Consider the following 23,758-nt stretch of genomic DNA (forward strand, 5'->3'; position numbering starts at 1 on the left):
CCGACCTCGACCCGATCTTCGTGCCCCACGTGCTCAACGAACTCGTGCACTCCCCCACGCAATTCGTGCACACGAGCGGCATCTGGCTGTTCGGCGACAGCGGTGCGGAGAGAGACGACAGCGGGGGCGAGCGGATGCTCCGCCCGGGCACGCAGAAGGGCCCGGGGTGCGTGCATCCCGGGCCCTTCTTCAGCGAGTCAGCTTAGAGCTGGCCGGCCTCTTCTCCGATGTTGGAGTAGGTGTTGCCGTTGCCGTACTGGTAGATGCCGATGGTGGCTTCGGACGGGTCGCCGTTCTCGTCGAACGAGATGGGGCCGGAGACGCCGTCGTAGTCGATGTCGGTGCCTGCTTCGAGGAGCGCTACGCAGTCGGAGTAGGTGGTGCACTTCTCACCATCTGCGGAGACCTTCTGCATGTTGTCCTTGATGGTGGCCGAGTCGGCTGCGCCGCCTGCCTGCGCTGCGAGTGCAGCGAGGATGACAGCGTCGTACGACTCAGCGCCGTACGTGTAGTCCTTCAGCTCTGGGTCGATGCCGAGCAGCTGCGCGCGGAAGTCGTCGGAGGCGACGACGCCGGGGATGGTGCCCTTGGCGCAGTTCAGCGTGCCCTCTTCGAAGTCAGCGGAGTAGTCGGCCATGTTGCCGTCAACCATGTAGAGCTTGTCGGCGGGGAAGCCCTTGGTGCCGATGAGCTGCGGAACGATGGTTGCCGTCTGGTCGAACGCGACGAGCGCGATCGCGTCGGGGTCGGCTGCCGTGACGGCGTCGATCTGTGCGGAGAACTGGCTGTCACCTTCGTTGAAGGCTTCAGACGCTACGACTTCGCCGCCTGCTGCCTCGACTGCCGTGGTGATGCTCTCGGAGAGGCCCGAACCGTAAGCGTCGTTCAGGTAGATGATGCCGACGGATGCGTTGCCGTCGTTGACGATCGTGTTTCCGTTGACGCGTCCCTGGAGGATGTCGGAGGGGGCGGTGCGGAAGTAGAAGCCCTTGTCGTCGTACGTGGAGAACTCGGCGGACGTGTTGGCCGGGGAGATCTGCACGACGCCTGCGCCGGTGATCTGGTCGATGACCGTCATCGAGACGCCGGACGATGCCGCGCCGACGATGGCGGACACGTTCTGGCTGAGCAGGTCGGTGACCGACTGCGTCGCGATGTCGGTCGACGTGTCGCCCGAGTCACGGTGGACGACGCTGATGTTGCCGCCGAGCACACCGGATGGCGATGCGTTGATCTCGGCGACCGCGAGGTCGACACCGGCGATCTCGGGTGGGCCGAGGAACGCGAGGGTACCGGTCTGCGGCAGCAGCGAGCCGATCTTGAGCGCTTCGGAGCGCTCCTGAGCGGTTGGTGCTTCGACGGGCGTGACCTCGGTTACGGTCTCAGCCGTGTCGGGGCCACAGACCGCGGCAGCGGCGTCGCCTTCTGCGGCTGGGTCGCCAGCGCTGTCGCCTGACGATGAACATGCAGCCAGCATGAAGACGCCGACGCTCATGGCGGCGATTCCTGTGGTGATGCGCAACTTCCTGGAGGGAGACGACTTGGCAAAGTTACTCATGGTGCTCCTTTATACGTAAGCAGAGAGCGAGCGCCGCGCAGCGGCGCCCGGATCTCAAGCTAGCCGCGGCACTGCGACTCACTGATTCATGCTTGTTACGAGCGAGTAAATCATGAGTCAGGGCCTGATGTGTATTTCACCATCGGTACGTGGGGAATGTCGTCCTCGATGAAGTTGTCTCCGCAGCGCTGGTACCCGAATCTCGCGTACCAGGATTCGAGGTGCGCCTGCCCGTTGAGGGAAGTTGCGACGCCCTCACCATCCGCGATCTTGATGAGGTGGCGGATGATCTGGGCTGAGTATCCGAGGCCTCTGGAGTTGTCGGCGGTGACGACTCTGCCGATAGGGCGCGACACGTCGGTCGGGAGATGCTCATCCGGCCAGCCGAGTGGGAGGAGGCGCGCGTAGCTGTGCGGGTAGAGGGGATCATCGCCGATGAACGCGTGGAGCGTTCCTTCTGCGAAGTCGGCCGTGTCGGGGTCGAGGTAGACGCAGTCCTGCTCAACGACGAAAATGCTCGAGCGCAGGTGCAGGATGCCCCACAGCTCCGCCGCGCTGAGTTCTGTGAAGGTGCGAAGCGTGATCATGCCAGCCAGTGTCGCAGAGGCTGGAGAGCTCGGAGGCTGGCCCCCTACGATGGCGCCATGGTTCGCGGATACCTGACGACGAAGTCCACTGATGACGCTGGGAAGCCTCGCATCGATGTCACTTTCGATGAGCTCGGGGAGGAGTTCTTCGGCGATGGCCACCTCGGCCGGGGGCAGGTCCTCCTCGACGTGGCTTACACGAGCCTGAACTACAAGGATGCGCTCCTCCTTGCGGGCAGGCCGGGCGTGAGCCGGGCGGATGTGCTTGTGCCCGGCATCGACGTGGTTGGGGTTGTGCGGGAGTCTCGCACCGAGAACTTCGTGCCGGGCGACCGCGTGGTGCTGAACGGGGCTGGCCTTGGCGAGACCCGGCACGGCGGGCTCGCGGAGCTGTGCCTCGTCGACGAGGAATCCCTCATCCACCTACCAGAGGCGATGTCCCTCGTCGAGGGTGCAGCGATCGGTACGGCCGGTTACACGGCGATGCTGTCGGTGCTTGCGCTTGAGAAGCAGGTTGAGCCTGGCGACGGCGATGTGCTCGTGACCGGGGCAGCTGGCGGAGTGGGCAGCGTTGCGATCGCCCTGCTCGCCGGTCTCGGGTACCGGGTTGTCGCATCCACTGGCCGCGGTGAGCAGGAGGGCGACTACCTCCGTGGGCTTGGCGCTGCGGAGATCATTGACCGCCACGAGCTCTCGGATGCGGCGGGCAAGCCCCTCCAGGGCGAGAGGTGGGCCGGAGCCGTGGATTCAGTCGGCTCGACGACGCTCGCGAACGTCCTTTCGCAGACGAGGCGAGAGGGTCTCGTCGCCTCGTGCGGACTCGCGCAGGGCACCGACCTTTCGACCACCGTTCTGCCCTTCATCCTCCGCGGCGTGACGCTGCGCGGGATCAATTCGGTTGTGCAGAGCGTGGAAGTGCGCGCGGAGGCGTGGAACAGGCTCCTCGAACTCGACAGCGAGCTGCTGGAATCGATGACGAAGGTCATCGCGCTCGAGGAGGCGCGTGGCTTCGCGGAGCCGCTCCTCAGCGGCGAGGTGCGAGGCAGGACGGTTGTTCGAGTGCGTGGGGACGCCTAAGCCCACCGAGCGGCGACCACGTCAGGCTTGCGGCGCGTGCTCGAGGTTCTCTGACGCCCACGTGCCGAGCTGCTTGAGCACCGGGATGAGGCGCTGGCCTGCTGCAGTGAGCTCGTAGCTGACGGAGACGGGTGGCCCGTCCTTGACGGTGCGTGCCACGAGGCCGGCCGCAGCGAGTTCGCTCAGGCGGTCGGAGAGGACCGCGTCGCTGATGCCGGTCACGGCCCGACGCAAAGTCACGAAGGTGAGCGGCTGTGAGCCGAGCACGTCGATGATCATGCCGTTCCAGCGCTTGCCGAGCAGGGTGAAGGCGAGCGAGATGGCGCCGTCACACTCTGCCTTGACGTGCTCCTGCGCTTTCTCTGCCATGCCGCCAGTGTACCCGTGCTAACCTGCACAGAGTCGCTCTGGTTTTCATAGCGACTCCGAGAATTTGCAAGGAGCCCCCGTATGTCCCTTCTGCGTATCGATGCAAGCCTCCTCCCCGCCACGTCCGCCAGCCGCGCGCTTGGTGACCTCGTCGAGGCCGAGTGGACTGCAGCCCACCCCGACTCCGTCGTCACGCGCCGCAACCTCATCGAGTCGCCGATCCCGGCCGACGCCTGGCAGAACGCCGTCTACGCGGGCTTCACGCCAGAAGAAGACCGCACCGAGGAGCAGCGCGCGGCCGTCGCTCTGGCCGCGCAGCTGGCCGACGAACTCATCGAGGCCGACGCCCTGCTCTTCACGGTGCCGCTCTACAACTTCGGCGTCTCCCAGCACTTCAAGCTCTGGTTCGACCTGGCGTACACCGATCCCCGGACGAACAACACGAGCACGACCCTGGCCGGCAAGCCCGCAACCCTCGCGACCGTGCTCGGCGGCAACTACGCCGAGGGCACGCCGAAGGCAGGCTGGGACCACTCAACGCCGTGGCTCGCTCGCGTGCTCGGCGATGTCTGGGGACTCGACCTGCGCGTCGTCGAGCGCCCCTTCACTCTTGTCGGCGTGAACCCGGCACTTGACCAGTTCGCCGACCTCGCCGCTGACCTGAAGGCAGACGCCGAGAGCAAGGCGACGAAGTCTGGCCGCGAGCTCGCCGAGCGTCGCGGCAAGGCCGACGCCGCGTAGGCACCGCACCCGTTCAGCCGGGCCGTGCAGCAACCTCGCGCTCAGGGCGCGCGTCACTGAGCCCACTGCCCACTCTTCCGTGCATCAGGGGATGCTCGGCGAGGGGATGCTCGGCGGGGCTCGGGAGCTGACTCGGCCGGCTGTGCGGTTCAGCCCGCGGCGTGATTCGCCTTGCGGCGCTCAGCGAGCTTCTCGAGCCAGCCGTTCACGAACTGCGCGAGCACCCCGAGGGCAATGGCCGTGACGACGGCGAGCACCATCATGAGCAGCGGGTTTTCCTCGCTGAAAGAGCCGAAGACCGCGCCGATGAGCACGGCATACGCGACCCAGACGGCGCTCGCCAGAGCCGACAGCGGCAGGAATCGAGGCATCGGCATGCGAGCGTCGGATGCGGCGAGCACCGTCGCGATGCGCCCCATCGGCAGGAGCCTGACGGTCACCATGACCCACTTCGGTCTCGTCTTGAGCTGATCGCTGACCCGCTTGCGAACAGCCGTGAGCCGTCGCCCGTTCATCCAACTCCACTTTCCAAAGCCGATGCCGCGTGCCAGCCAGTAGGTGCCGATGTCACCGAGCACCATGCCGACGACGCAGAAGGCGAAGAGACCAAACAGGTTGATGAGCGCCGTCGAGCCCTGGTCGCCGGCAGTGAGCGCGGAGAGCGCCACGACGAGCGACTGACTCGGCAGGAAGGTCACGATGCCGCCGACGAGGAGCACGAGCGCGGCCACCGCGAAGCTCCAACCGGACCCGCGAAAGCCGAGTACCCACTCCGAGAGCTCTTCCACGCGCCCCTACCCGGGTGCCACGGCGTCGGCCGCGGCCCTGGCTGCGGCCGGCAGTGCCGCCAGGACTCGCTCGATGGCCGCGTCGTCGTGGGCGGCCGACACGAACCACGCCTCGAAGACGCTCGGCGGGAGGTTGACGCCCGCGTCGAGCATCACCGCGAAGAACGGCGGGTAGCGCCAGGCTTCCTGGCGCTTGACCTCATCCTCGTTACGCGGCCCGCCGCCGGTGCCGGTCCAGCCGAGGGCGGCGCCGTCACCGAAGGTGAAGCTGAAGAGGTTGCCGACGTTCTGCACCGAGTGGGCAACTCCGGCGGCTGAGAGCGCCTCCGAGGTGGCGGTGCGGATGCGCTCTGCGGCCGAGTCGACTCGCGCGTACACGGCATCATCGGCGAGCGAGAGCGTCGCGATTCCCGCAGCGACAGCCACGGGGTTACCAGAGAGAGTTCCAGCCTGGTAGACGGGGCCCTGGGGCGCCAGGTGGCTCATGATCTCGCGCGGCCCGCCAAGCGCTGCGACGGGCATGCCGCCGCCGATGACCTTGCCGAATGTGTACAGGTCTGCCTGCCACCCGCCGGAGGCTTCGCTCTTCTGCTCTTCGCCCCACCACCCCGCGGGGCCCGTCCGGAAGCCAGTGAGCACTTCGTCGCACACGAGCAGTGCGCCCTCGGCCGAGCAGAGCTCTGCAAGCGCACGGTTGAAGCCGGGCTCCGGAGGCACGACCCCCATGTTGGCCGGCGACGCCTCCGTGATGACGGCGGCGATCTCGCCAGGGTGCTCAGCGAATGCCGCACGCACGGCGTCGAGGTCGTTGAAGGGCACGACGATGGTCTGGGAGGTGATCGCTTCCGGCACTCCGGCCGAGCCTGGAAGCGCGAGAGTCGCGAGGCCGGACCCGGCCGCCGCGAGAAGGCCGTCGGAATGCCCGTGGTAGCACCCGGCGAATTTCACGATGAGGTCGCGACCCGTGTACCCGCGTGCGAGGCGCAGCGCCGTCATGGTCGCCTCTGTGCCGGTCGAGACGAGTCGCGCCTGCTCGATGGGCGAGATGCGCTCCACGACGAGCTCGGCGAGCTGCGTCTCCGCCTGAGTCGGGGCGCCGAACGAGAGGCCTCGCGCTGCGGAGTCCTGCACGGCGGCGACGACGGCCGGATGCGCGTGCCCGAGCAGCATTGGCCCCCATCCGCTGACAAGGTCGACGTACTCGTTGCCGTCCACGTCAGTGAGGTACGGGCCCTTCGCCGAGGCGGCGAACGGAGGCGTGCCGCCGACGGAGCCGTAGGCGCGGACCGGCGAGTTCACGCCCCCTGGGGTGACCTCGAGAGAGCGGGCGAAGAGCGATGCTGAGGCTTCATGATTCATCGTGCATCCACTCTGCCATGGGCCGCCGACAGTGGTGCGCCAGAGTGTGTGGCGAGGGTGCGCGCAAGCTCGCTCGCGTAGTAGGTGAGCACGGCGTCGGCGCCTGCGCGGCGAATCGACGTGATGGACTCGGCGATCGCACGCTCGCGGTCGATCCAGCCGTGAGCGGCGGCGGCCTCGATCATGGCGTACTCGCCGCTGACCTGGTAGGCCCACACGGGGACGATCGACTCGGCGGCGACATCGGCGAGGACGTCGAGGTACGAACCAGCCGGCTTCACCATGACGACGTCGGCTCCCTCCTCGATGTCGATGAGCGCTTCGCGCATCCCCTCGCGGCGGTTCGCCGGGTCGAGCTGGTACGAGCGACGGTCCCCCTGCAGCTGCGAGTCGACGGCCTCGCGGAAGGGGCCGTAGAACGCGGAGGCGTACTTCGCCGAGTACGCGACGATCGCGACGTCGGTGTGCCCGGCGGAGTCGAGGGCGGCCCGCGCGCTGGCGACCTGGCCGTCCATCATCCCCGACATTCCGAGCATCGTGGCGCCTGCTTCGGCCTGGGCGACGGCCATGGCGTCGTACCGCTCGAGGGTCGCGTCGTTGTCGACCCGGCCAACCGCATCCAGCACCCCGCAGTGGCCGTGGTCCGTGAACTCGTCGAGGCAGAGGTCTGTCTGCACGACGATCGCGTCGCCGAACTCCTCCGCGAGCACACGCGCGGCGACGTTCAGGATGCCATTCGGGTCGGTAGCGCCAGAGCCGATCGCGTCGCGCGTCTCCGGGACTCCGAAGAGCATGACCCCGCCGACGCCCAGCGTCGCCGCCTCGTCGACCGCGCGGCGAAGCGAGTCCAGCGAATGCTGCTGCACACCGGGCATCGACGTGATGGCGATCGGCTCGCTGGCTCCCTCCCGAACGAAGAGGGGCAGGATGAGGTCGTTCGGGTGCACGCGCACCTCGCGTACCTGGCGGCGCACGGCGTCGCTCTGGCGCAGACGGCGGGGCCTGCGGCTCGGGGAGATCATGCGATCGTGTCCTTCCTCAAAGTTCAGCGTCGGAGTCGCATCCGCGTTCCGGTTCTGCGTTCGGTCCGTTACCTGTGCAGCGCCACAAGTGGGAGCTCAGCGGTCGCCGGGAGTCTGACCGCGCCCCTCGTCGAGCGCGGGGATGTCTTCCTTCGGGACAGGCTGATTGTCCTGCTCAGCCTGCAGTTCAAGCGCCTCGAACGCACGAAGCGCTTTGAGGTCGATGGCCTCCGTCACCGGCATATCACTGCCGCTCGCGAGCCACTCGAGACCGTCGAGCAGCGAAGCGACCGAACGCTGCTTCGCCACGACGTCGACCCGCAGCCCAAGCTGCCTGGCGTCCTTGGCCGTTCGGGGGCCGATCGCGGCGATGTAGATCTCGTCCGGGATCGGCGAGAACTGCTTGTGCACCTGCTCCGCCACGGAGCCGCTCGTCACGAGGATCGCGCGGATCCTGCTGTTGCGGATGTCGTACTGGATGCTCTCCGCCGCTGGCACGCCGACGGTCCGGTACGCGACGACGGAATCGACGAGGTGGCCGCGACGCGCGAGACCTTCCGCGAGCGTCGGTCGTGCGACCTCCGAGCGCAGCCACAGGACAGAGATCGCCGGCTGATGCCGTGCCGCTTCCGCCCACTCGAGGAGGAGCCCCTTAGCCGAGTTGTCGTGTGTGGGCACGAAGTCGACCCGGTAGCCCGCGGTCGTCAGCGAGGCGGCGGTGGTCTCACCGACCGCCGCGATGAGCGTGTGGTCAGGCACCTTCACGCCGAGCGAGTGCATGACGTCGGCCGCGGTGGCACTCGTCACCGCGATCCAGTTGTAGTGCCCGCTCTCGAGCAGGCGAATCTTCTCGGAGAGCAGGCGCGAGTCGGCTTCGTTCGGGCTCGCGAAGTTGATGAGCGGCGCAGTGATCGGGAAGGCGGAGCGCGCACGCACCGCCTCTGCGACGTCGCCGCCCCAGACGCCACCACGTGGGACGAGGATCTTCCAGCCCTTCAGCGGTGCATCCATCGCGGCTCCTCCGTTCACGTCAGGACCCTCCGTTCAGGCCATCAGGCCATCAGCGCAACGGCACCCTGATCGAAGAGGTCCGTCGAGATGAGCGTGACCAGTTCAGCCTGGGCGGCGTCGAGTGCGCGGGGGTCGGAGACCTCCACGGCACGCCTGCTGGAGACCCGCGAAGATCCGTCTACTGCATACACGGTAGCCCACGCCTCGAGCATTCCGTCGGCGTAGCGTGCGGATGCGCCGACGGGCGCCGCGCATCCGGCCTCGAGTGTCGCGAGAATGCCGCGTTCAACGAGCACTGCCGCACGCGCCGCAGGGTCGTCGAGCTGGGCGACACCCTCGGGGGCATCGCCGTCGCGCACCTCGATGCCGAGGCACCCCTGCCCTGGCGCGTTCGGGAAGTCGTTCAGGTCGAAGCGTTCCGTGATGGCGTCTGCGAAGCCGAGCCGCTCGAGGCCCGCCGCGGCGAGCACGACGGCATCGAGTTCACCGTCGGTCACGAAGCGGAGGCGGCGCTCGACGTTGCCACGTATGTCGCGGATCTCGAGGTCGGGCCGCAACGTGAGGAGTTGCGCGACCCGACGCGGCGAACCGGTACCGACCTTCGCGCCGTGCGGAAGCTGCTCGAGCGTCAGCCCGGACTCGCCACCGAGTGAGCAGAGTGCGTCACGCGGGTCCTCCCGAACCGGGTAGGCGGCAACCGTGAGGCCAGGAGCCTTGGCCGTCGGGAGGTCCTTGAGCGAATGCACCACCAGGTCGCACTCGCCCGCGAGGAGCGCGTCTCGGAGTTCACTCGCGAACACACCCGTGCCACCGAGCGACGAGAGCGCGGCGCGCGTCACGTCGCCGTGCGTCGTCACCCGAACGAGCTCCGTCGGCTCTCCCGTGATGCGCTCGAGCTCGCGAGCCATCGTCGAGGTCTGCGCGACCGCGAGCGCGCTGCCTCGCGTGCCGATCCGCAGCGTCACGGCAGGAGTCCGGAGACCGCCGGCTTGAAGCCGAGGCGCTTGTTCGCGCAGCAGCCGGGGCGGCACACGTCGAACCAGGGCCCGATGGAGGTCATCGCTGGGCGTTCCCCCACCGGGGTCGCGTCGCGTCGCTCGAGCACAAGGTCAACAAGGCCCTCAACGTACTTGGCGTGGATGCCGGGCGTGGGGGTTCTGCGGAACGCGAGTCCCGCATCTGCGGCTGAGTCTTTCGCCTCGTTGTCGAGGTCCCAGAGCACCTCCATGTGGTCGGACACGAAGCCGATGGGCACGACGACGACCGCCTTGGCCCCCTTGGAGGGGAGCTCCTGGATGACGTCGTTGATGTCTGGCTCGAGCCACGGCTGCGAGGGCGGGCCGGAGCGCGACTGGTAGACGAGCTGCCACGAGAGCTGCTCAGGCACGCGGCCGGCGATGGTCGTGTCCTCTGCGAGCTCTTGCAGGGCTGCGAGAGCCACAACCTCGGCAACCGCGAGGTGCTGGGCGGCGTAGGCGCCGCTCTCGCCGAAGCCGGCGCCGGGAGGGCCGGAATTTGCGGCGTCGGCCATCGGGACGGAGTGCGTGGTGAACAGCACCTCGATCTCGGTGGCGAGGTCGAGCTCGGCGTCTTCCTGCGCGAGGCTGAGCACGGCGTCGCGCACACCCTCGATGAACGGGGCGACGAATCCGGGGTGGTCGAAGAACGCGCGCACCTTGTCGATCGTCATCTGCCCGCCGAGACCTGTGTCTTCAAGCGCGTCGGCGAAGTCCTCACGGTATTGGCGGCAGCTCGAGAACGACGAGTACGCGCTTGTCGCGATCGCGATGAGGGTCGAGCAGCCAGCCTCACGGGCCCCGAGCAGGACGTCGTTGAAGTACGGCTCCGAGTTGCGATTGCCCCAGAAGACGGGCAGGTCGATGCCGCGGCGCTCGAGCTCGCGCTCGATGGAGGCTTTCAGTTGGCGATTCTGTTCGTTGATGGGGCTCACCCCGCCGTAGTGGCGGTAATGGTGGGCAACTTCTTCGAGGCGCTCGTCCGGGATGCCGCGGCCTGCCGTGACGTTGCGCAGGAACGGGATGACCTCGTCCTGGCCTTCCGGCCCGCCGAACGAGGCCAGGAGGATGCCGTCGTACGCGACGGGCTCCGTCGTGTGTTCCGGACCGAACTTGGCGGCGTCGGATGCTGCGCTCACGGCCGCGTTGACCTCGACGCGCGTGAACGTGGCCGGGTTGGGCTTTCGTGCGGCGGATCGCTGGCCCGTCTGCTGCGAGGCGACGTCGGTCACTGCAGCACCTCGATGATCTCGGAGGTCTGCACGAATCGACCCGTGTAGAACGGCACCTCCTCGCGCACGTGGCGGCGAGCTTCCGTCTGGCGCAGGTCGCGCATCATGTCGACGAGGTTGAGGAGGTTGTCGTCTTCGAGGGCAAGCAGCCACTCGTAGTCGCTGATGCCGAAGGCCGCGACCGTGTTGGTGAGCGTCGAGGTGTACGCGGCACCCGCGCGACCGTGGTCGGCGAGCATCTGCCGACGCTCGGCCTCAGGCAACAAGTACCACTCGTACGAGCGAACGAATGGGTACACGGTGACCCACTGGCGCGGCTCCTTGCCGAGCATGTATGCCGGCATGTGACGCGCGCTGAACTCGGCTGCGCGGTGCACGCCGACGATCTGCCACGACGGGGTAAGCGGCGCGATGAGCTCGCTGCGACGAATCTGGCGAAGCCCCCACTGGAGGCTCTCCGGCGCTTCGCCGTGCAGCCACACCATGAGCTCACCGTCATGGCGGAAGCCGGAGACGTCGTAGAAACCGCGGACCTTGACGCCGTTCTGGGCGAGCTCCGCGACGATGCCGTCGAGCTCGTCGACGGCCTTGATGGCGTCGCGGCCGGAGAGCACCAGCTCGTTGAGGGTCTCGCGTCGGAACACCGAGATCATCGTGTACTCGGTGAGCGCTCCGCCTCCCCCCTGCTCCTCATTGCCCTGGTGGGCTGCTGGAGCTCCCTGCTCGGCGGGCGCTGCTGACGTTGCGTTGGGCTCGGCGGCGTATGCCGGGACCTCGTTCGAGTGGGTCATGGTCCTATTCTACGAAATGTCGAGGAAAGTGTGAGGGTACGGCCGACGGCCGCTCGCGAGCTCAGCGCGAGCGTCGGTACAGCGTGATGGCGGCCGTGATGCCGCCTGCCACGACCACCGCGGCACCTGTCGCGAGGCCCGCGAGCAGCAGGGGGTTGTCTTCCTTCAGGCGCTGGATGCTGTGGCGAGTGGAGTTGAGGAGCTCGCGTCCACGAATTCGCGGGTCGACCTTCACCTCGATCGCGTCGAGCGTCGCGGCGAGCTCGCGGCGCGTGCGCTCGATGTCGGCCTTCAGCTGGCCGTCATTGCGCTTGTCTTCTTTCTTCGCGAGGGTCGCCTCGCCGTTCTGCTCACTCATACTGTCCGAGCCCCTTCACTGCGTTGACATCCTGCTTGACGCTGGCAATTGTGCGCTCTGGCGCGAGCGAACCTGCGCGCTTGAGCGCGAGGTAGCCAGCCAGGCCGAGCACGATCACGAGCAGCAGGAACGCGCCTGCCACGATGAGCGCGGAGAGCCACGGCGCGAAGACCGTGTTGAGCCCGAGGACGGCGGCGGTGACGAGCACAGCCCACAGTGTGAGCGCGAAGAACGCCGCGGCGGCGAACAAGCCAACCGCGATGCCGTACTTGGTGCCCGTCGAGATGAGCTCGCGCTTGCCCTGCTCGACCTCGTCGCGCACGAGCTTCGTGAGGAGCTTGGGGATGTCGGTCACGAGCGTGCCGAGGCTGGCCCTCGACTTCGGGTTCGCCCTCGTGCGGCCGATGCCGGGGAAGGGCCCGCGGATCGGCTTCTTTTCTGACGACTCAGACATGGGTGTGTCGCTCTCTGCTGGGAGTGCTGGTTAGGACGCGTCGCTGCTCGGGTTGCCGACGGTCCCGGTGGGGGCCGGCGGCTTCGACTTCGAGGAGGACCCCTTCTTGCCGTTGTCCTTGACGGCCTTCGTGACCTGAGCGGTCACGAGCTTCGCGCCGCTCACGGCGACCTCGGCGACCTTCGGGGCGAGCTTGCGAGAGAACTCGTCGACCTCGGCGCGCTTGGAGCGGACGAGCTTCGTGTCCCAGACCGTCTGCGCGACGGAGGAGATCTGCTCATACCGCTTGCGCCCAGCGCGAGCGCCAAGAACGTACCCGGCGCCGAGGCCAAGCACAAACACGAACTTCTTCATGGAAACTCCTATCGTTCGCCGGTGCGCCATCGATCGGTCAATCGGGCGCCGTGAAGCCACGGATCAAGCCTAGCCCCGCTAGGCATCTCAACTCGCGCTAAGCCTGTGCGTCCTCGGGGAACAGCTCGTCGACCGCGCGGAGCACCCCGGGCACGACGCTCGCGAGCCCCGTGCCGTCGATCCAGGTACCGGCGAGCGCGAATCCTTCCGCTGACTTCGCCCCATCGCGCGCCTCCTTGAGCGCCTCTGCGCGGCCGAGTCGGGCTGCCGGCGCTGGGATGCGCCAGACGTGGCGGGCCACCGCCACGACGTCGTCGTCGTCGGAGATCGCAGTGCCGAGCAGGCGCCCTGCGTCCGTGCAGGCGAGCGCCTTCAGCTGGTCATCGTCGAGGCCATGCGTGAGGGGCTCCGCTCCCCCGGGCCTTTCCGGACCGTATGAGAGGCGGAGCACGTGCATTCCCTCGCCTGCAGCCGCCTGCTGCCATGCCCATTTCGCAGTGACGTGCGTGAGGGCCTTGGCGCGGATGCTCGTGCTCGGCTCCCCGACGAGCACTCCGGTGCCTCGAGGGTACTGATCGAGCTGGGGGGCGCGCACAAGAAGCGCGACGACCTCGGCCGGCACGGGGGCCGCACCCCCGGGTGCCGACGCGCCCGCCAGGCCCGGTGCCGGGAGTTCGATCGTCGAGAGGATGCGCGGCACGACAAGCGGCTCGCCGTGCTCGAGCACCACACGCCAGTACTCGCGGCCCGCGGTTGCACCACCCGCCGTCGACCCGTCGGGTGCCGGCAGGTCGGATACCGACACCTCGGCTGCCGAAACGACGCGCGTGCCGAGACGGATCTCGACACCGAGTTCCTCGAGATCGTGCCCCAAACGCGCCACGACCAGATGCATGCCGCCATCGACCGTGCGAACGGCGGCCCCAGGGGGGGCGTTCCGGCGGAGCGCCGCCACGGCGCCGGCCAGCGAGCCGTGCTCGCGGATGCGCTCGGCGAGCGCCGGGAGGAGCACCCGATGGTCGAGCTCTGCGGGATCGAGTGAGTACACGCCCCTGGTCACGGGCGCCACGAGGCGGCCGAGCACCACCGGCCCCATACGCGCGAGGACAAGCGCTTCGAGGTCAACTGCGTCTGCGCCGATCTCCGGGGCGAGTTCCCGATCGCGCTCGAGTTCGGCGATGCCCTCATCGCCGATAGCCGCGTGCACGGCCGCGCGGGCCTCGTCGTCGAGCAGAGCGGCCTCGCCCGGTATCCCGAGCATCCCACCGGCAGGCATGGGGGCGGCCGTCTCGTCGGTCACAACCCAGGAGCCGAGCGCACGCGGCTCGACGACGCCGTCGAGCATCCCGAGCTCCTCGAGCAGTGCCGCGAAGGCACCACCTCTGGTCGCGAATGCCTCGGCGCCGATGTCGATCGTGAGTCCGCCCAGCTGAGCCGAGCGGATCATCCCCCCGAGCTGGTCTGTGGCCTCCACAAGCAGAACCCTGACGCCGCGGCGCGCGGCGCGCCTGGCAGCGAGCATGCCGGCGATGCCGCCACCGATGACGAGGAACTCAGGCTGCCCCGAGGGCCGCCTTGTCACTCGACCCGACCGCCGTCTGGCAGGGAGTGCGCGAACTCGACGAGGCCCGTCAAGACGGCGGGGTCGGCGGACGGGGGCACGCCGTGGCCGAGGTTCAGGATGTGGGCTGGCGCCGAGTTGCCCCGACGCACGACGTCGCGCACATGCGCCTGCAGCACATCGTCCCCGGCGCCGAGCACCGCGGGGTCGACGTTGCCCTGCAGCGGCACGTTGCCGCCGAGACGACGCGATGCCTCATCGAGCGTGATGCGGTCGTCGACGCCCATGACATCGGCGCCGATCGCGTGCATGTCCGGCAGGAGTTCCGCCGTGCCGACGCCGAAGTGGATCGTGCGGACCCGCTCGCCGCCTGGCGTGCGCAGGGCACGCACTCGCTCAAGCGCGAGGCCGCTCGAGGCGGCGATCGACTTCTGGTACCGGTCGCGGCTGAGCGAACCGGCCCACGAGTCGAACAGCTGCACGATGCTCGCGCCGGCACGTACCTGCGCTTCGAGGAACGCCGCGGACAGCTCGGCGATGGCGCCGGAAAGGTCGGACCAAGCCTCCGGGTCGGCCTGCATGAGCGTGCGCGTGCGGAGGTGATCCTTCGACGGACCGCCCTCGACGACGTAGGCGGCGACCGTGAACGGCGCACCTGCGAAGCCGATGAGCGGCGTCGACCCGAGCTCTGCGACCGTGAGCGAGACCGCCTCAGTGATGGGGTCGAAAAGCTCTGGGCTGATGCGCTCTCGAATGCGCGCCGCGAACTCGTGAGCTTCGCGCGACGTGCGCACCGGGTTCTCGAAGACGGGGCCAGTGCCAGGAACGATGTCGACAGCCTCGCCGATGAGCTTCAGGGGCACGACGATGTCGCTGAAGAACACGGCAGCGTCGACGCCGTGGCGGCGAACCGGCTGCAGCGTGATCTCGGCAGCCAGCTCCGGTCGCAGGCAGGAGTCAAGCATCTCGATGCCCTTCCGCAGCTCGCGGTACTCCGGGAGCGAACGGCCAGCCTGCCGCATGAACCATACGGGCAGCGTCTCGGGACGCTCGCCGCGGGCAGCGCGGATGAGCGCAGCGTCCGCCGTGAGGCCTGAGGAGAGGGGGTGCGAGTCGCTGAGCGGCAGGAGTGCAGGAGCTGTCTGTGTCACCTGTCCATTGTCCCATTAGGTGCGCGCGAGACCACTCCGTCTGGTCTTCGGGGCCGCTTCCGAGCCGACGCCCGATGGCAACAGGTTTAAGGGAAGGTATGGCTCTTAAGCGGATGTCCGGAGAACTTCTACAATAAGTAATCGTGTTGCTGTGTCTGAGTGCCAATCACCGCACCGCGAGCTTCCCAGTACTTGAAAAGCTCGCGGCCCGCGAGGACGGCGAACTAGAGTCCGCGCTCCGCGGCGCCCCCGGCGTCGACGGAGCTATCGTGCTGGCCACATGCAACCGCTTCGAGATCTACCTCGACATCGACACGGCTCAGCCTGTCGCCCCAGAGCTCATGCCGACGATCGCTTCAGCGCTCGACGTCTCAGTCGAGACGCTTCGCGCCAACATGGCAGTCATCCACGACACCCAGGTGCCCGAGTACCTCTTTGCGGTCTCGAGCGGCCTCGAGTCTGTTGTCGTCGGCGAGGGAGAGATCTCCGGCCAGGTACGCCGAGCGCTCGAGGAATCGCGCGCGGCCGGAATGTCCACGTCGCAGCTCGAGCGCCTCTTCCAGTCGGCGTCCACGACGTCGCGTGGCATCAAGTCGGGCACGAAGTTGCAGAGCGCAGGCCGTTCGCTGGTGCGCCTCTCGCTGGAGCTCGCCGCCTCACAGATCGCCGACTGGAGCACCGCGCAGGTTGTGCTCGTCGGCACCGGATCCTACGCAGCCGCGTCGCTCAAGGCCCTCCAGGACCGCGGGGTGACCCGCGTCGGCGTCTACTCGCCCTCAGGTCGCGCCCATAAGTTCGCGGAGCGTGAAGGCGTCTTCGTCATCGAGCGCAGGAATCTGCCGGAGCACCTCTCGAACGCAGACCTCGTCGTGACCTGCTCGACGGCAGACACGGTGGTCATCGACTACGACCTCGTTCTCGGCGCTCGCCTCGCACCAGGCTGCGCAGAGTCCACGCTGTTCATCGACCTCGGCATGCCACGCAACGTCGACCCCGCCGTCGGGCGCCTGAACGGTGTCTCGGTGCTCGACCTCGAGACCATCCGCATCCACGCACCCCTCGAGGAGCTCGGGGCCGCCGACGAGGCCCGCTGCATCGTGTCGCGCGCGGCGAGCGAGTTCGTGGAGCAGCAGGCCGAAACGAGCGTCGCCGAGGGCATCGCCGCGCTCCGCTCGCACATCACCGACATCGCCCGCGCGGAGACTGAGCGCGTCGCGAATAAGGACGACGCCGGCGTGGCCGAGGCGGCACTGCGTCGCCTCGCGAACACGCTCCTGCACAGCCCATCCGTGCGAGCGAAAGAGCTTGCGCGCGCTGGACGTGGCGACGAGTACCTCGACGCCATCGAATTGCTCTTCGGCATCACCGTCGAACGCTCAGCATCTGAGCCGACGCCGCCCGCCATGCAGGCCGTCCCCGCTCCGCTCCCGAGCATCACCGAGGTCGAAGGTGACGGGGCTCTCGAGTGCCCCGTGCACACCTCCTAGCCCTCATCGCACACTTGCCGCTGGAGATCTCCTTCTCCTGCGGGAAGTTTCCCCGAACACGCGGCTTGCCCACCCCGAGAAGCCGGCGCGGCGCACTGATGCGCAGGATCGACCGCGAATGCGGGGCCACGCGGTTTGGCTCACCCGCATCTTCGAACTCGCGAGGGAGAATCGACGCGCGCCGGCAAGCTCGGGCACCGAACCCCGCGCGAACCAGCGGCGAACATACCGAGCCGGCCGCCGGGCGCACGCACCGTCGATGGGAATCCTTCCGAATGCTCCGCGAACACCGCTTCAAGCTGACTGCCGGCGCCGCCGCCCTGACCGCGCTCCTCGCGCTGAGCGGATGCGCGGGCGACGGTCAGACCGACGACGCCGTCCCCGATGAGGGCATGCAGGCACCCGGCACGTCGATCTCGGACGCGTTGACCGAGAGCGAGATGGGCGGCACGCTCGACTTCGGTGCGCTCCTGCCCAGCGGGGCGACCGGCGCTGTCATCGCCTGCCCCGGAGACACTGTCGAGTCACTCGCCGAGAGCACGGGCATCGACACAGGTAACTTCGACGTCGCAGAGGGCACGTTGCCCGTAGCAGACGGCTCGTTTGCGCTGCTTTTCGGCGATGCAGACGACAAGATCACGACGTCAACGCTGTACACGAGCGAATCGGTGGACCTCTGCTCAAGCGGAGCTGTCGCTTCCACCTATCTTGGCGCTGGCGCGTTTGTCATGCTCTCCAAGGAGGGCGAAGTCTGGACGCCGACCGGCGTCGAGTAGTCGCACACCACCGGAGTCGCCGAACTCATCCGGAGTCGGAGGGGTGAGGCCACGACAGCAACAGAACGCCCTTCGAGATGGATGTCCATCGCGGAGGGCGTTACCCTGTTGCGGACGATTGGGCTGGCTACCAGATCGTCACGCGGGCTTCCGGTGCCAGCCAGAGGGCGTCATTCTCGGTGACGTCGAACGCGTCGTAGAAAGCGTCGACGTTGCGGACGATCTGGTTGCAGCGGAACTCGGCCGGCGAGTGCGGGTCGACCGCGAGGAGCAGCTTGGCGTACTCGGGGCGCGCCTTCTGCTGCCAGGCCTGTGCCCAGCTGAGGAAGAAGCGCTGAGCTGCCGTCAGCCCGTCGATGATGTTCTCGTCGTCGGGGCTGAAGCCGGCGTCTGCCCGGTAGGCGCGGTACGCCTTCCAGGCGATGCCGAGTCCGCCGAGGTCGCCGATGTTCTCGCCGATCGTGAGTTCTCCATTGACCTTCTGGCCTTCGGTGCCTTCCGGTGAGAGCTCGTTGTACTGGTCGATGAGAGCTCGCGTGCGCTGCTCGAAGGCGGTGCGATCGTCAGAGGTCCACCAGTCTTCCAGGCGTCCGTCTCCGTCGTACTTGGAACCCTGGTCGTCGAAGCCGTGCCCGATCTCGTGGCCGATGACGGCGCCGATCGCTCCGAAGTTCGCGGCCGGGTCACGGTGCTCGTCGAAGAACGGCAGCTGGAGGATCGCGGCGGGGAAGACGATCTCGTTCTCGCCCGGCGAGTAGTAGGCGTTGACAGTCTGCGGCGGCATCATCCACTCGTCGCGCCGCACGGGGGTGCCGAGCTTCGCGAACTCGTAGCCTGCTTCGTAGACGGATGCACGACGCGAGTTGCCGACGACGTCGTCGTCCTTGATCTCGAGGTCGGAGTAGTCACGCCAGCGGTCGGGGTAGCCGATCTTGGTGACGAACTTCTCGAGCTTGTCGAGGGCGCGTTCACGCGTCTCGGGGCTCATCCACTCGAGTTCGGTGATGGATGCGCGGTAGGCGCCCGTCAGGTAGCCGACGAGCTCGAGCATCTTGGCCTTGGCAGTCGGCGAGAAGTGCCGCTCGACGTAGGCCTTGCCGATGGCTTCCGGCAGCTTGCCCTCCGCGTGGCCGGTGCCGCGCTTCCACCGCTCGCGCTGCTCTGGAGTGCCCTGGAGGGTCTTGCCGTAGAACTCGAAGTTGGCGGCAGAGGCCGACGGGGCGAGGATGCCCGAGTACTGGGAGGCGATACCCCAGACGAGCCAGTCCCGCCACGCCTCGAGGTGCTCTTCCGTGAGGAGGCCAGCGACGCCCTCGAAGAAGTCCGGCTGACGCACGATGACACGATCCAGAGCGCCGGCGGGGGCGCCCCAACGGGAGGTCCAGCCGACGAAGTCGACGTTCGAGTAGGCCGAGTTGAGCTCCTCGAAGGTGCGCGGGTTGTAGGCGAGCTCAGCCTCGCGGGACTTGACGACGTCCCAGTGCAGCTTGGCGATCTCGGTCTCGAGCGCGAACACTCGGGCTGCTCGCTCTCCAGCGTCTGGCAGACCGGCGAGGCCGAGCATGCGCGCGATGTGCGCCGTGTACTGCTCGCGGATCTCCGCGTACTGCTCCTCGCGGTAATAGCTCTCGTCTGGCAACCCGAGGCCGGACTGCTCGAAGTACAAGGCGTACTCGGCGGGCGACTTGAGGTCGGGGTAGACGTAGGCCGACACGAACGAGCCGAGGCCGGTGCGCTCGAGGTCGCCGAGCACGTGCAGGAACTCGTTGATCGTTGACGCAGCCAGCACGCGGTCGATGTCTGGGCGGACAGGGTCGAAGCCGAGCGCCTCGAGCTTCTCTTCGTCCATAAAGGCGGCGTAGGCGTCGGCCGCCTTGCGGAGTTCCGTGCCCGGTTCGGCGTCCTTGCCGCTCTCGAGGATGTCGAGGACCGCCTTCTCGGCGTCTTCCCGCAACTGGATGAAGCTGCCGTAGGCCGGCAGATACGCGGGCACCTCGGTGGCGGCGATCCACTTGCCGTTGGTGTGCCTGAACAGGTCGTCGGCGGGGCGAACCGAGGCGTCGAGCGCCTCGAGGTCGATGCCCGAGGAGAGCTGCTCGGTTGCGGGAGCGGTGGAGGCGAGGTCGTCCGTCTGTGACATGTCCCTCAGGCTAGAACACCCCGCCGACACTGGCGCTGAGATCACCTCAGGGCGAACACGCTGAGTCACGTGGATCTCGCCCGCGTGTGACAGCACCCGTGCCCTGCAACAATGGCCGAGTGCGCGCATCCGGGAACCCTTCCTCTCAAAGCCGCACCGACGCACGCGCGCTCGACCGCAGCATCCTGACACTCGCGGTTCCCGCCTTCGGCGCCCTTGTCGCAGAGCCACTCTTCCTGCTCACCGACACGGCGCTCGTCGGGCACCTCGGCGATACCGCTCTCGCTGGCCTCGGGGTCGCTGCGACAATCCTTCACACGGTTGTCGGCATCATGGTGTTCCTGGCGTACACGACAACCCCCGTCGTAGCCAGGCTTCTCGGCTCCGGAGACCGGCCCGGGGCGATTCGCGCCGGCATCGAGGGCATGTGGCTGGCCGCGTTCTGCGGCGTCGTGCTGCTTGTTGTCGGCCTACCGCTGAGCGCCCCGCTCGTCGGCGTCTTCACGAGCGACCCCGGCGCAATCGACGCCGCGAACACGTACCTCTCCCTGAGCCTGTGGGGCTTGCCGGCGATGCTGCTGGTGATCGCCGCGATGGGTCTGCTTCGTGGCCTGCAGAACACGAAGGTCCCGCTTGTCGTCGCCATCGCAGGCTTCGCCGTCAATGCCGCCCTCAACGCGGTGTTCATCTACGGGCTCGGCTGGGGCATCGCCGGCTCCGCGATAGGCACCGTCATCGCGCAGTGGGGCATGGCGGTCGTCTACATCGTCATCGCGATACGGGCTGGTCGTGAGGTCGGTGTCTCGCTTCGGCCGGGCATCGGCGACCCCCGCATCGTGTTCTCGGCAAACGCCTTCATGGTGCTCCGCACGCTCACGCTGCGCGCCTCCCTCGTGGTGCTCGTGTGGGCGGCCGGGCAGCAGGGAGTCGCCGAACTGGCCTCACTGCAGATCCTGCTCTCCGTCAACAGCCTCATCGCGTTCACGCTCGACGCGCTGGCGATCGCAGGGCAAGCGATGGTCGGGCACGCCCTTGGCGCTGGCGACACCAAGAAGGTGACGGCCATCTCTCGCCGCCTCAAGCAGTGGGGCTTCCGGTTCGGCGTCATTCTCGCGGTTGTCTTCGCGGCGCTCGCCTGGGTGCTCGGCTACGTCTTCACGAGCGACCCCGCCGTGCTCGCGCTCCTGCCTCTCGGCTTCCTCATCCTCGCGGCCGGCACCCCGATAGCCGGATTCGTGTACGTGCTCGACGGCATCCTCATCGGCGCCGGCGACGTGCGCTACCTCGCCCTCGCGGGCATCCCGCCGTTGCTGGTGCTGGTCATAGGGGTGGCTGTCGTGCTGCCTCTCGGGATGCAGGGCGCGGTGGGACTCGGGCTCCTCTGGGCCTCCTTCACCATCGGCACGATGGGTGCGCGGGCGCTGGTGCTCGGGGCCCGCGAGCGCGGCGCGAAGTGGCTCGTGCCCGGCGCTTCGAGGTAGTCGGCGGTCCGCACGCAGGCCGAATTCCGGGATTCGAAACGGGAAACCGGGGAGTTCTCCCCATCGCCACCCGGGGATTTTCCTGCAAATGTGGGGGAATCGAGCCGACCCCGGGCTCGCCGTCGCTGTGCACATCTGACGCCGGCGCGAACAGATTCCCTTTGGAGTTCCACAATGCGTGCATCCCTTCCTTCGAATATCGGTGTGACCGAGAGCAACCTCCCCACTCGCCGCTCGGTCGTCACGGCGGGGGCGTGGAGCATCCCCCTCGTCTCGTTGGCGGTCGGAGTGCCGATGGCGTCGGCGAGCACAACAACCGCAGGGTTCGATCTCGCGATCGTCGGCCTGCAGTTCGGCGAGACGCTTCCGCTCTTCACACCCGACTACACGCAGCGCTACTCGTCGTACACGCCGCTGAGCAATTTCGCCGTCGCGAACTTCGGCGACCAGCCATCCCCCGTCGAAGGATTCCGCGCCAGCTACACGGTCGACAACGAGCTCGCCGTCCTTGACCGCGTCGGATATCGCGTTGCCGGTTCGACGGAGCCCACCTACGTCGACGACGTCGAAACGATCGTCACGGGGACTCGCACCGAGTACCGGTGGCTCGTGCCCGTCTCCGTCCCCGTGAACGAGTCGGAGGATCCGATGTTCCCGACGGGAGCCGTCGCGCTGGTCGTCGAGTCGACGGTGCTCCTCCGGTACCCGAACGACGCGTACGACCCCGAGAAGCTCATCGGGTCTCGCGTGAGCGCGACCTCGCTCGCGGCCGAGACGAAGACGGACAACAACGTCCTCCAGGGCGTCGGCAAGAGCGATCTCGAGCCTGCGTCTCCCTACGCGGCCCAGACCGAGGCGACCTTCGAGACGGCACCGCTCGGGACTGGACCGGCCCGCACGAGCCGACCCACTTCTGTGAAGATCACCTCCATCGGACCCCGACCGCTCCCAGCTTCCGGGTCAGCCGTCGTCAGGTTCGACTACCGCTCGACGACCGCCTTTTCCATCGCCAACGTTCGGCTCAACGGCGCCCCGACATCAGCCTTCCTGCAGACCGTCACCGCGCCGGAGCGCCAGGCATGGTCGAGCGTGCAGGAGCTGCTCGCCGAGCTCGGCGCGCCGCTGAACGCCGGCGACGCCCTCGAGTTCGACGTCGTCTACGACGCTCCGTCGCTCGGCGGATACGACGTGCCCTCGACGGCAGGGCACGTCGGCTTCACCCCGGCCGACAACAACGACCGCGACCAGCGCACAACCGAGTTCGCCTACGTCTACGGGGTGATCCCTGCCTGAGGGACGGTCAGTGCGGCGTTCGGTGCGTCTCGTCGGCGCGTGACTCGAAGGGCCCCTTCGAGAGATCGACGAGATCCGCACCCTCGCCGCCTCCCCCGTTCAGCCACGGAATCGTCCAGCGCTGCGCGATGAAGGCGATCACCGCGAGCGCGACGAAGCCGCAGATGAGCTTGTCGGTGACCGACGCGACGAGGTTCGAGGAGAGTACGGCGAGGCCCTGCGGCTGCCCGAGCATCTGCAGCGTCCACACGACGTTCTCGGCGGCGTGGCCGGTACCTCCGTGGAAGAGGATGAGGATGATCGGGACCGCGACGGCCGAGCAGCAGACCGCGACGATGATGTTGAGCAGGAAGAAGCGCGGAATGCTGGACGCCATCCGGAACCGTCGCGCCCCATACCCCCATACGAGCGCGCCCGTGATGTTGACGAGCGAGAAGAAGAGCGACTGCGGGCCGCTCAGCCAGACCCCGCCGGTATTGCTCGCGACGGCGACGATGACCCCCGCCCACGGGCCGATGGCGATGGCAGTGATGGCGGTGCCGACCATGTCGAAGAAGAGGGGCAGCCGGAAGGCCGCGACGACGAAGTGCCCGAACAGGTTGATCAGGATGCTGAGGGCCATCACGCCGAGGACAAGGCCCCAGGTGAATGGACGCTTCGCTCCCTGGGTGTGCTCGTCTGCCTGACCGGGCAGCTCGGTCTGCCCGGTGACATCCAAATTTGGTCCTCGAGGGACCACCGGCCGATCTGGCACCGACTCGATGTGCTCAGCACGAACGGCGGGAGCGCTCTCCAGAGCCGGCTTCGCTTCGTCGAGACCGAGGTCGGAACTTGACGGGCGAGCGGCACTCGCACGCTCGACCCACCTCGGAACGGACTCCACAGGTACTTCGAGTGCCTCCACGATCTCGCCGACCAGACGGGAGTCGAGCCGAGCGCGACCCGGTCGGAAGGCATCGTAGACCGTGGTTCTGGCGGGCCCTGGCGGCACATCGGGGCCGCCCTTGCGGCGGCGATTCTCCTGGATGCGGAGCGCGATCTCCGCGAAGGTCACCCCGCCAGATGCGGCGCGCAGGCGACGAAGATCCGCGACGACGGAGTCGCAGGTCTCTCGCCCCTCGGCGTCCGCCACGTTGTCGCCCACCTGTCTCG

23 protein-coding genes and 1 pseudogene are annotated in these 23,758 nt (G+C 67.8%); 7 read left to right on the forward strand and 17 right to left on the reverse strand.

Annotated features, from left to right (window positions below; translation table 11 throughout):
- Positions 1–206 (forward strand): annotated as a pseudogene (locus tag C5B85_RS19135) (hypothetical protein); the annotation flags it as partial.
- On the opposite strand, the gene C5B85_RS06195 reads toward C5B85_RS19135, so the two are convergent.
- Both C5B85_RS06195 and C5B85_RS06200 read right to left on the reverse strand, forming a co-directional pair.
- Entirely contained in the window at positions 203–1,558 is a 1,356-nt protein-coding gene (locus C5B85_RS06195) for an ABC transporter substrate-binding protein (protein WP_104285175.1), read from the reverse strand. The pseudogene C5B85_RS19135 and the gene C5B85_RS06195 sit on opposite strands and share 4 nt — an antisense overlap.
- A 110-nt stretch (positions 1,559–1,668) precedes the next feature.
- The gene (locus C5B85_RS06200) at positions 1,669–2,145 is read right to left on the reverse strand and encodes a GNAT family N-acetyltransferase (protein WP_104285176.1); all 477 of its coding nucleotides are present in this window, start codon (positions 2,143–2,145) and stop codon (positions 1,669–1,671) included.
- A gap of 57 nt (positions 2,146–2,202) precedes the next feature.
- On the opposite strand from C5B85_RS06200, the gene C5B85_RS06205 reads away from it, so the two are divergent.
- Positions 2,203–3,222, forward strand: a complete 1,020-nt coding sequence (locus C5B85_RS06205; protein ID WP_104285177.1) for an acryloyl-CoA reductase — start codon at positions 2,203–2,205, stop codon at positions 3,220–3,222.
- A gap of 21 nt (positions 3,223–3,243) precedes the next feature.
- Here the strand turns inward: C5B85_RS06205 and C5B85_RS06210 are convergent, their stop codons facing one another.
- Positions 3,244–3,591, reverse strand: a complete 348-nt coding sequence (locus tag C5B85_RS06210; RefSeq protein WP_104285178.1) for a helix-turn-helix domain-containing protein — start codon at positions 3,589–3,591, stop codon at positions 3,244–3,246.
- A gap of 81 nt (positions 3,592–3,672) precedes the next feature.
- Between C5B85_RS06210 and C5B85_RS06215 the strand changes: the two genes are divergently transcribed.
- Complete coding sequence (locus tag C5B85_RS06215; RefSeq protein WP_104285179.1) at positions 3,673–4,332, forward strand: FMN-dependent NADH-azoreductase; 660 nt, start codon at positions 3,673–3,675, stop codon at positions 4,330–4,332.
- Between the two features lie 149 nt (positions 4,333–4,481).
- On the opposite strand, the gene C5B85_RS06220 is transcribed toward C5B85_RS06215, so the two are convergent.
- From C5B85_RS06220 to hemE, 12 genes are all read right to left on the reverse strand, one after another.
- Positions 4,482–5,120 carry a DedA family protein gene (locus C5B85_RS06220; protein ID WP_104285180.1) on the reverse strand — a complete coding sequence of 213 codons (639 nt, stop codon included), beginning with the start codon at positions 5,118–5,120 and terminating at the stop codon, positions 4,482–4,484.
- 6 nt (positions 5,121–5,126) lie between these two features.
- Positions 5,127–6,479: a glutamate-1-semialdehyde 2,1-aminomutase gene (gene hemL, locus C5B85_RS06225; RefSeq protein WP_104285181.1), complete on the reverse strand. Its 1,353-nt coding sequence runs from the start codon at positions 6,477–6,479 to the stop codon at positions 5,127–5,129.
- Positions 6,476–7,501 carry a porphobilinogen synthase gene (gene hemB, locus C5B85_RS06230; RefSeq protein ID WP_104285182.1) on the reverse strand — a complete coding sequence of 342 codons (1,026 nt, stop codon included), beginning with the start codon at positions 7,499–7,501 and terminating at the stop codon, positions 6,476–6,478. Before hemB ends, hemL begins: the two co-directional genes overlap by 4 nt.
- Positions 7,502–7,597: 96 nt before the next feature.
- Positions 7,598–8,512, reverse strand: a complete 915-nt coding sequence (locus C5B85_RS06235; protein WP_104285183.1) for a uroporphyrinogen-III synthase — start codon at positions 8,510–8,512, stop codon at positions 7,598–7,600.
- A 41-nt stretch (positions 8,513–8,553) separates the two neighbouring features.
- Complete coding sequence (gene hemC, locus C5B85_RS06240) at positions 8,554–9,477, reverse strand: hydroxymethylbilane synthase (RefSeq protein ID WP_181064306.1); 924 nt, start codon at positions 9,475–9,477, stop codon at positions 8,554–8,556.
- Complete coding sequence (locus tag C5B85_RS06245) at positions 9,474–10,667, reverse strand: ferrochelatase (protein WP_104285524.1); 1,194 nt, start codon at positions 10,665–10,667, stop codon at positions 9,474–9,476. The genes hemC and C5B85_RS06245 overlap by 4 nt, the downstream gene beginning before the upstream one ends.
- An 89-nt stretch (positions 10,668–10,756) precedes the next feature.
- Complete coding sequence (gene hemQ, locus C5B85_RS06250) at positions 10,757–11,551, reverse strand: hydrogen peroxide-dependent heme synthase (RefSeq protein WP_258070620.1); 795 nt, start codon at positions 11,549–11,551, stop codon at positions 10,757–10,759.
- A gap of 61 nt (positions 11,552–11,612) precedes the next feature.
- Positions 11,613–11,909 carry a DUF3618 domain-containing protein gene (locus tag C5B85_RS06255; protein ID WP_104285184.1) on the reverse strand — a complete coding sequence of 99 codons (297 nt, stop codon included), beginning with the start codon at positions 11,907–11,909 and terminating at the stop codon, positions 11,613–11,615.
- Entirely contained in the window at positions 11,902–12,363 is a 462-nt protein-coding gene (locus tag C5B85_RS06260; protein ID WP_104285185.1) for a phage holin family protein, read from the reverse strand. The genes C5B85_RS06255 and C5B85_RS06260 overlap by 8 nt, the downstream gene beginning before the upstream one ends.
- A 30-nt stretch (positions 12,364–12,393) precedes the next feature.
- The gene (locus tag C5B85_RS06265; protein WP_104285186.1) at positions 12,394–12,717 is read right to left on the reverse strand and encodes a hypothetical protein; all 324 of its coding nucleotides are present in this window, start codon (positions 12,715–12,717) and stop codon (positions 12,394–12,396) included.
- A gap of 97 nt (positions 12,718–12,814) precedes the next feature.
- Entirely contained in the window at positions 12,815–14,299 is a 1,485-nt protein-coding gene (locus tag C5B85_RS06270; RefSeq protein WP_104285187.1) for an NAD(P)/FAD-dependent oxidoreductase, read from the reverse strand.
- Positions 14,296–15,429: a uroporphyrinogen decarboxylase gene (gene hemE / locus C5B85_RS06275; protein ID WP_258070621.1), complete on the reverse strand. Its 1,134-nt coding sequence runs from the start codon at positions 15,427–15,429 to the stop codon at positions 14,296–14,298. The genes C5B85_RS06270 and hemE overlap by 4 nt, the downstream gene beginning before the upstream one ends.
- A gap of 143 nt (positions 15,430–15,572) precedes the next feature.
- Between hemE and C5B85_RS06280 the strand changes: the two genes are divergently transcribed.
- Together C5B85_RS06280 and C5B85_RS06285 are read left to right on the forward strand one after the other, a co-directional pair.
- On the forward strand, positions 15,573–16,916 hold the full coding sequence (locus C5B85_RS06280) for a glutamyl-tRNA reductase (protein ID WP_104285188.1): 1,344 nt from the start codon (positions 15,573–15,575) through the stop codon (positions 16,914–16,916).
- 275 nt (positions 16,917–17,191) lie between these two features.
- Positions 17,192–17,692, forward strand: coding sequence for a hypothetical protein (locus tag C5B85_RS06285; RefSeq protein ID WP_104285189.1), 501 nt, complete (start codon positions 17,192–17,194; stop codon positions 17,690–17,692).
- A gap of 127 nt (positions 17,693–17,819) precedes the next feature.
- Here the strand turns inward: C5B85_RS06285 and C5B85_RS06290 are convergent, their stop codons facing one another.
- Positions 17,820–19,832, reverse strand: a complete 2,013-nt coding sequence (locus C5B85_RS06290; protein ID WP_104285190.1) for a M13 family metallopeptidase — start codon at positions 19,830–19,832, stop codon at positions 17,820–17,822.
- 119 nt (positions 19,833–19,951) lie between these two features.
- On the opposite strand from C5B85_RS06290, the gene C5B85_RS06295 reads away from it, so the two are divergent.
- Together C5B85_RS06295 and C5B85_RS06300 are read left to right on the forward strand one after the other, a co-directional pair.
- The gene (locus tag C5B85_RS06295; RefSeq protein WP_104285191.1) at positions 19,952–21,313 is read left to right on the forward strand and encodes an MATE family efflux transporter; all 1,362 of its coding nucleotides are present in this window, start codon (positions 19,952–19,954) and stop codon (positions 21,311–21,313) included.
- 204 nt (positions 21,314–21,517) lie between these two features.
- A complete protein-coding gene (locus C5B85_RS06300; RefSeq protein WP_104285192.1) occupies positions 21,518–22,606 on the forward strand; it encodes a hypothetical protein in 1,089 nt (362 codons plus the stop codon).
- 7 nt (positions 22,607–22,613) lie between these two features.
- Here C5B85_RS06300 and C5B85_RS06305 read toward each other — a convergent pair whose 3' ends face one another.
- The gene (locus C5B85_RS06305; RefSeq protein ID WP_104285193.1) at positions 22,614–23,750 is read right to left on the reverse strand and encodes an ECF transporter S component; all 1,137 of its coding nucleotides are present in this window, start codon (positions 23,748–23,750) and stop codon (positions 22,614–22,616) included.
- Positions 23,751–23,758: the final 8 nt, after the last annotated feature.

This window comes from Pseudoclavibacter sp. AY1F1, from assembly GCF_002931075.1.
Lineage (GTDB): Bacteria > Actinomycetota > Actinomycetes > Actinomycetales > Microbacteriaceae > Pseudoclavibacter.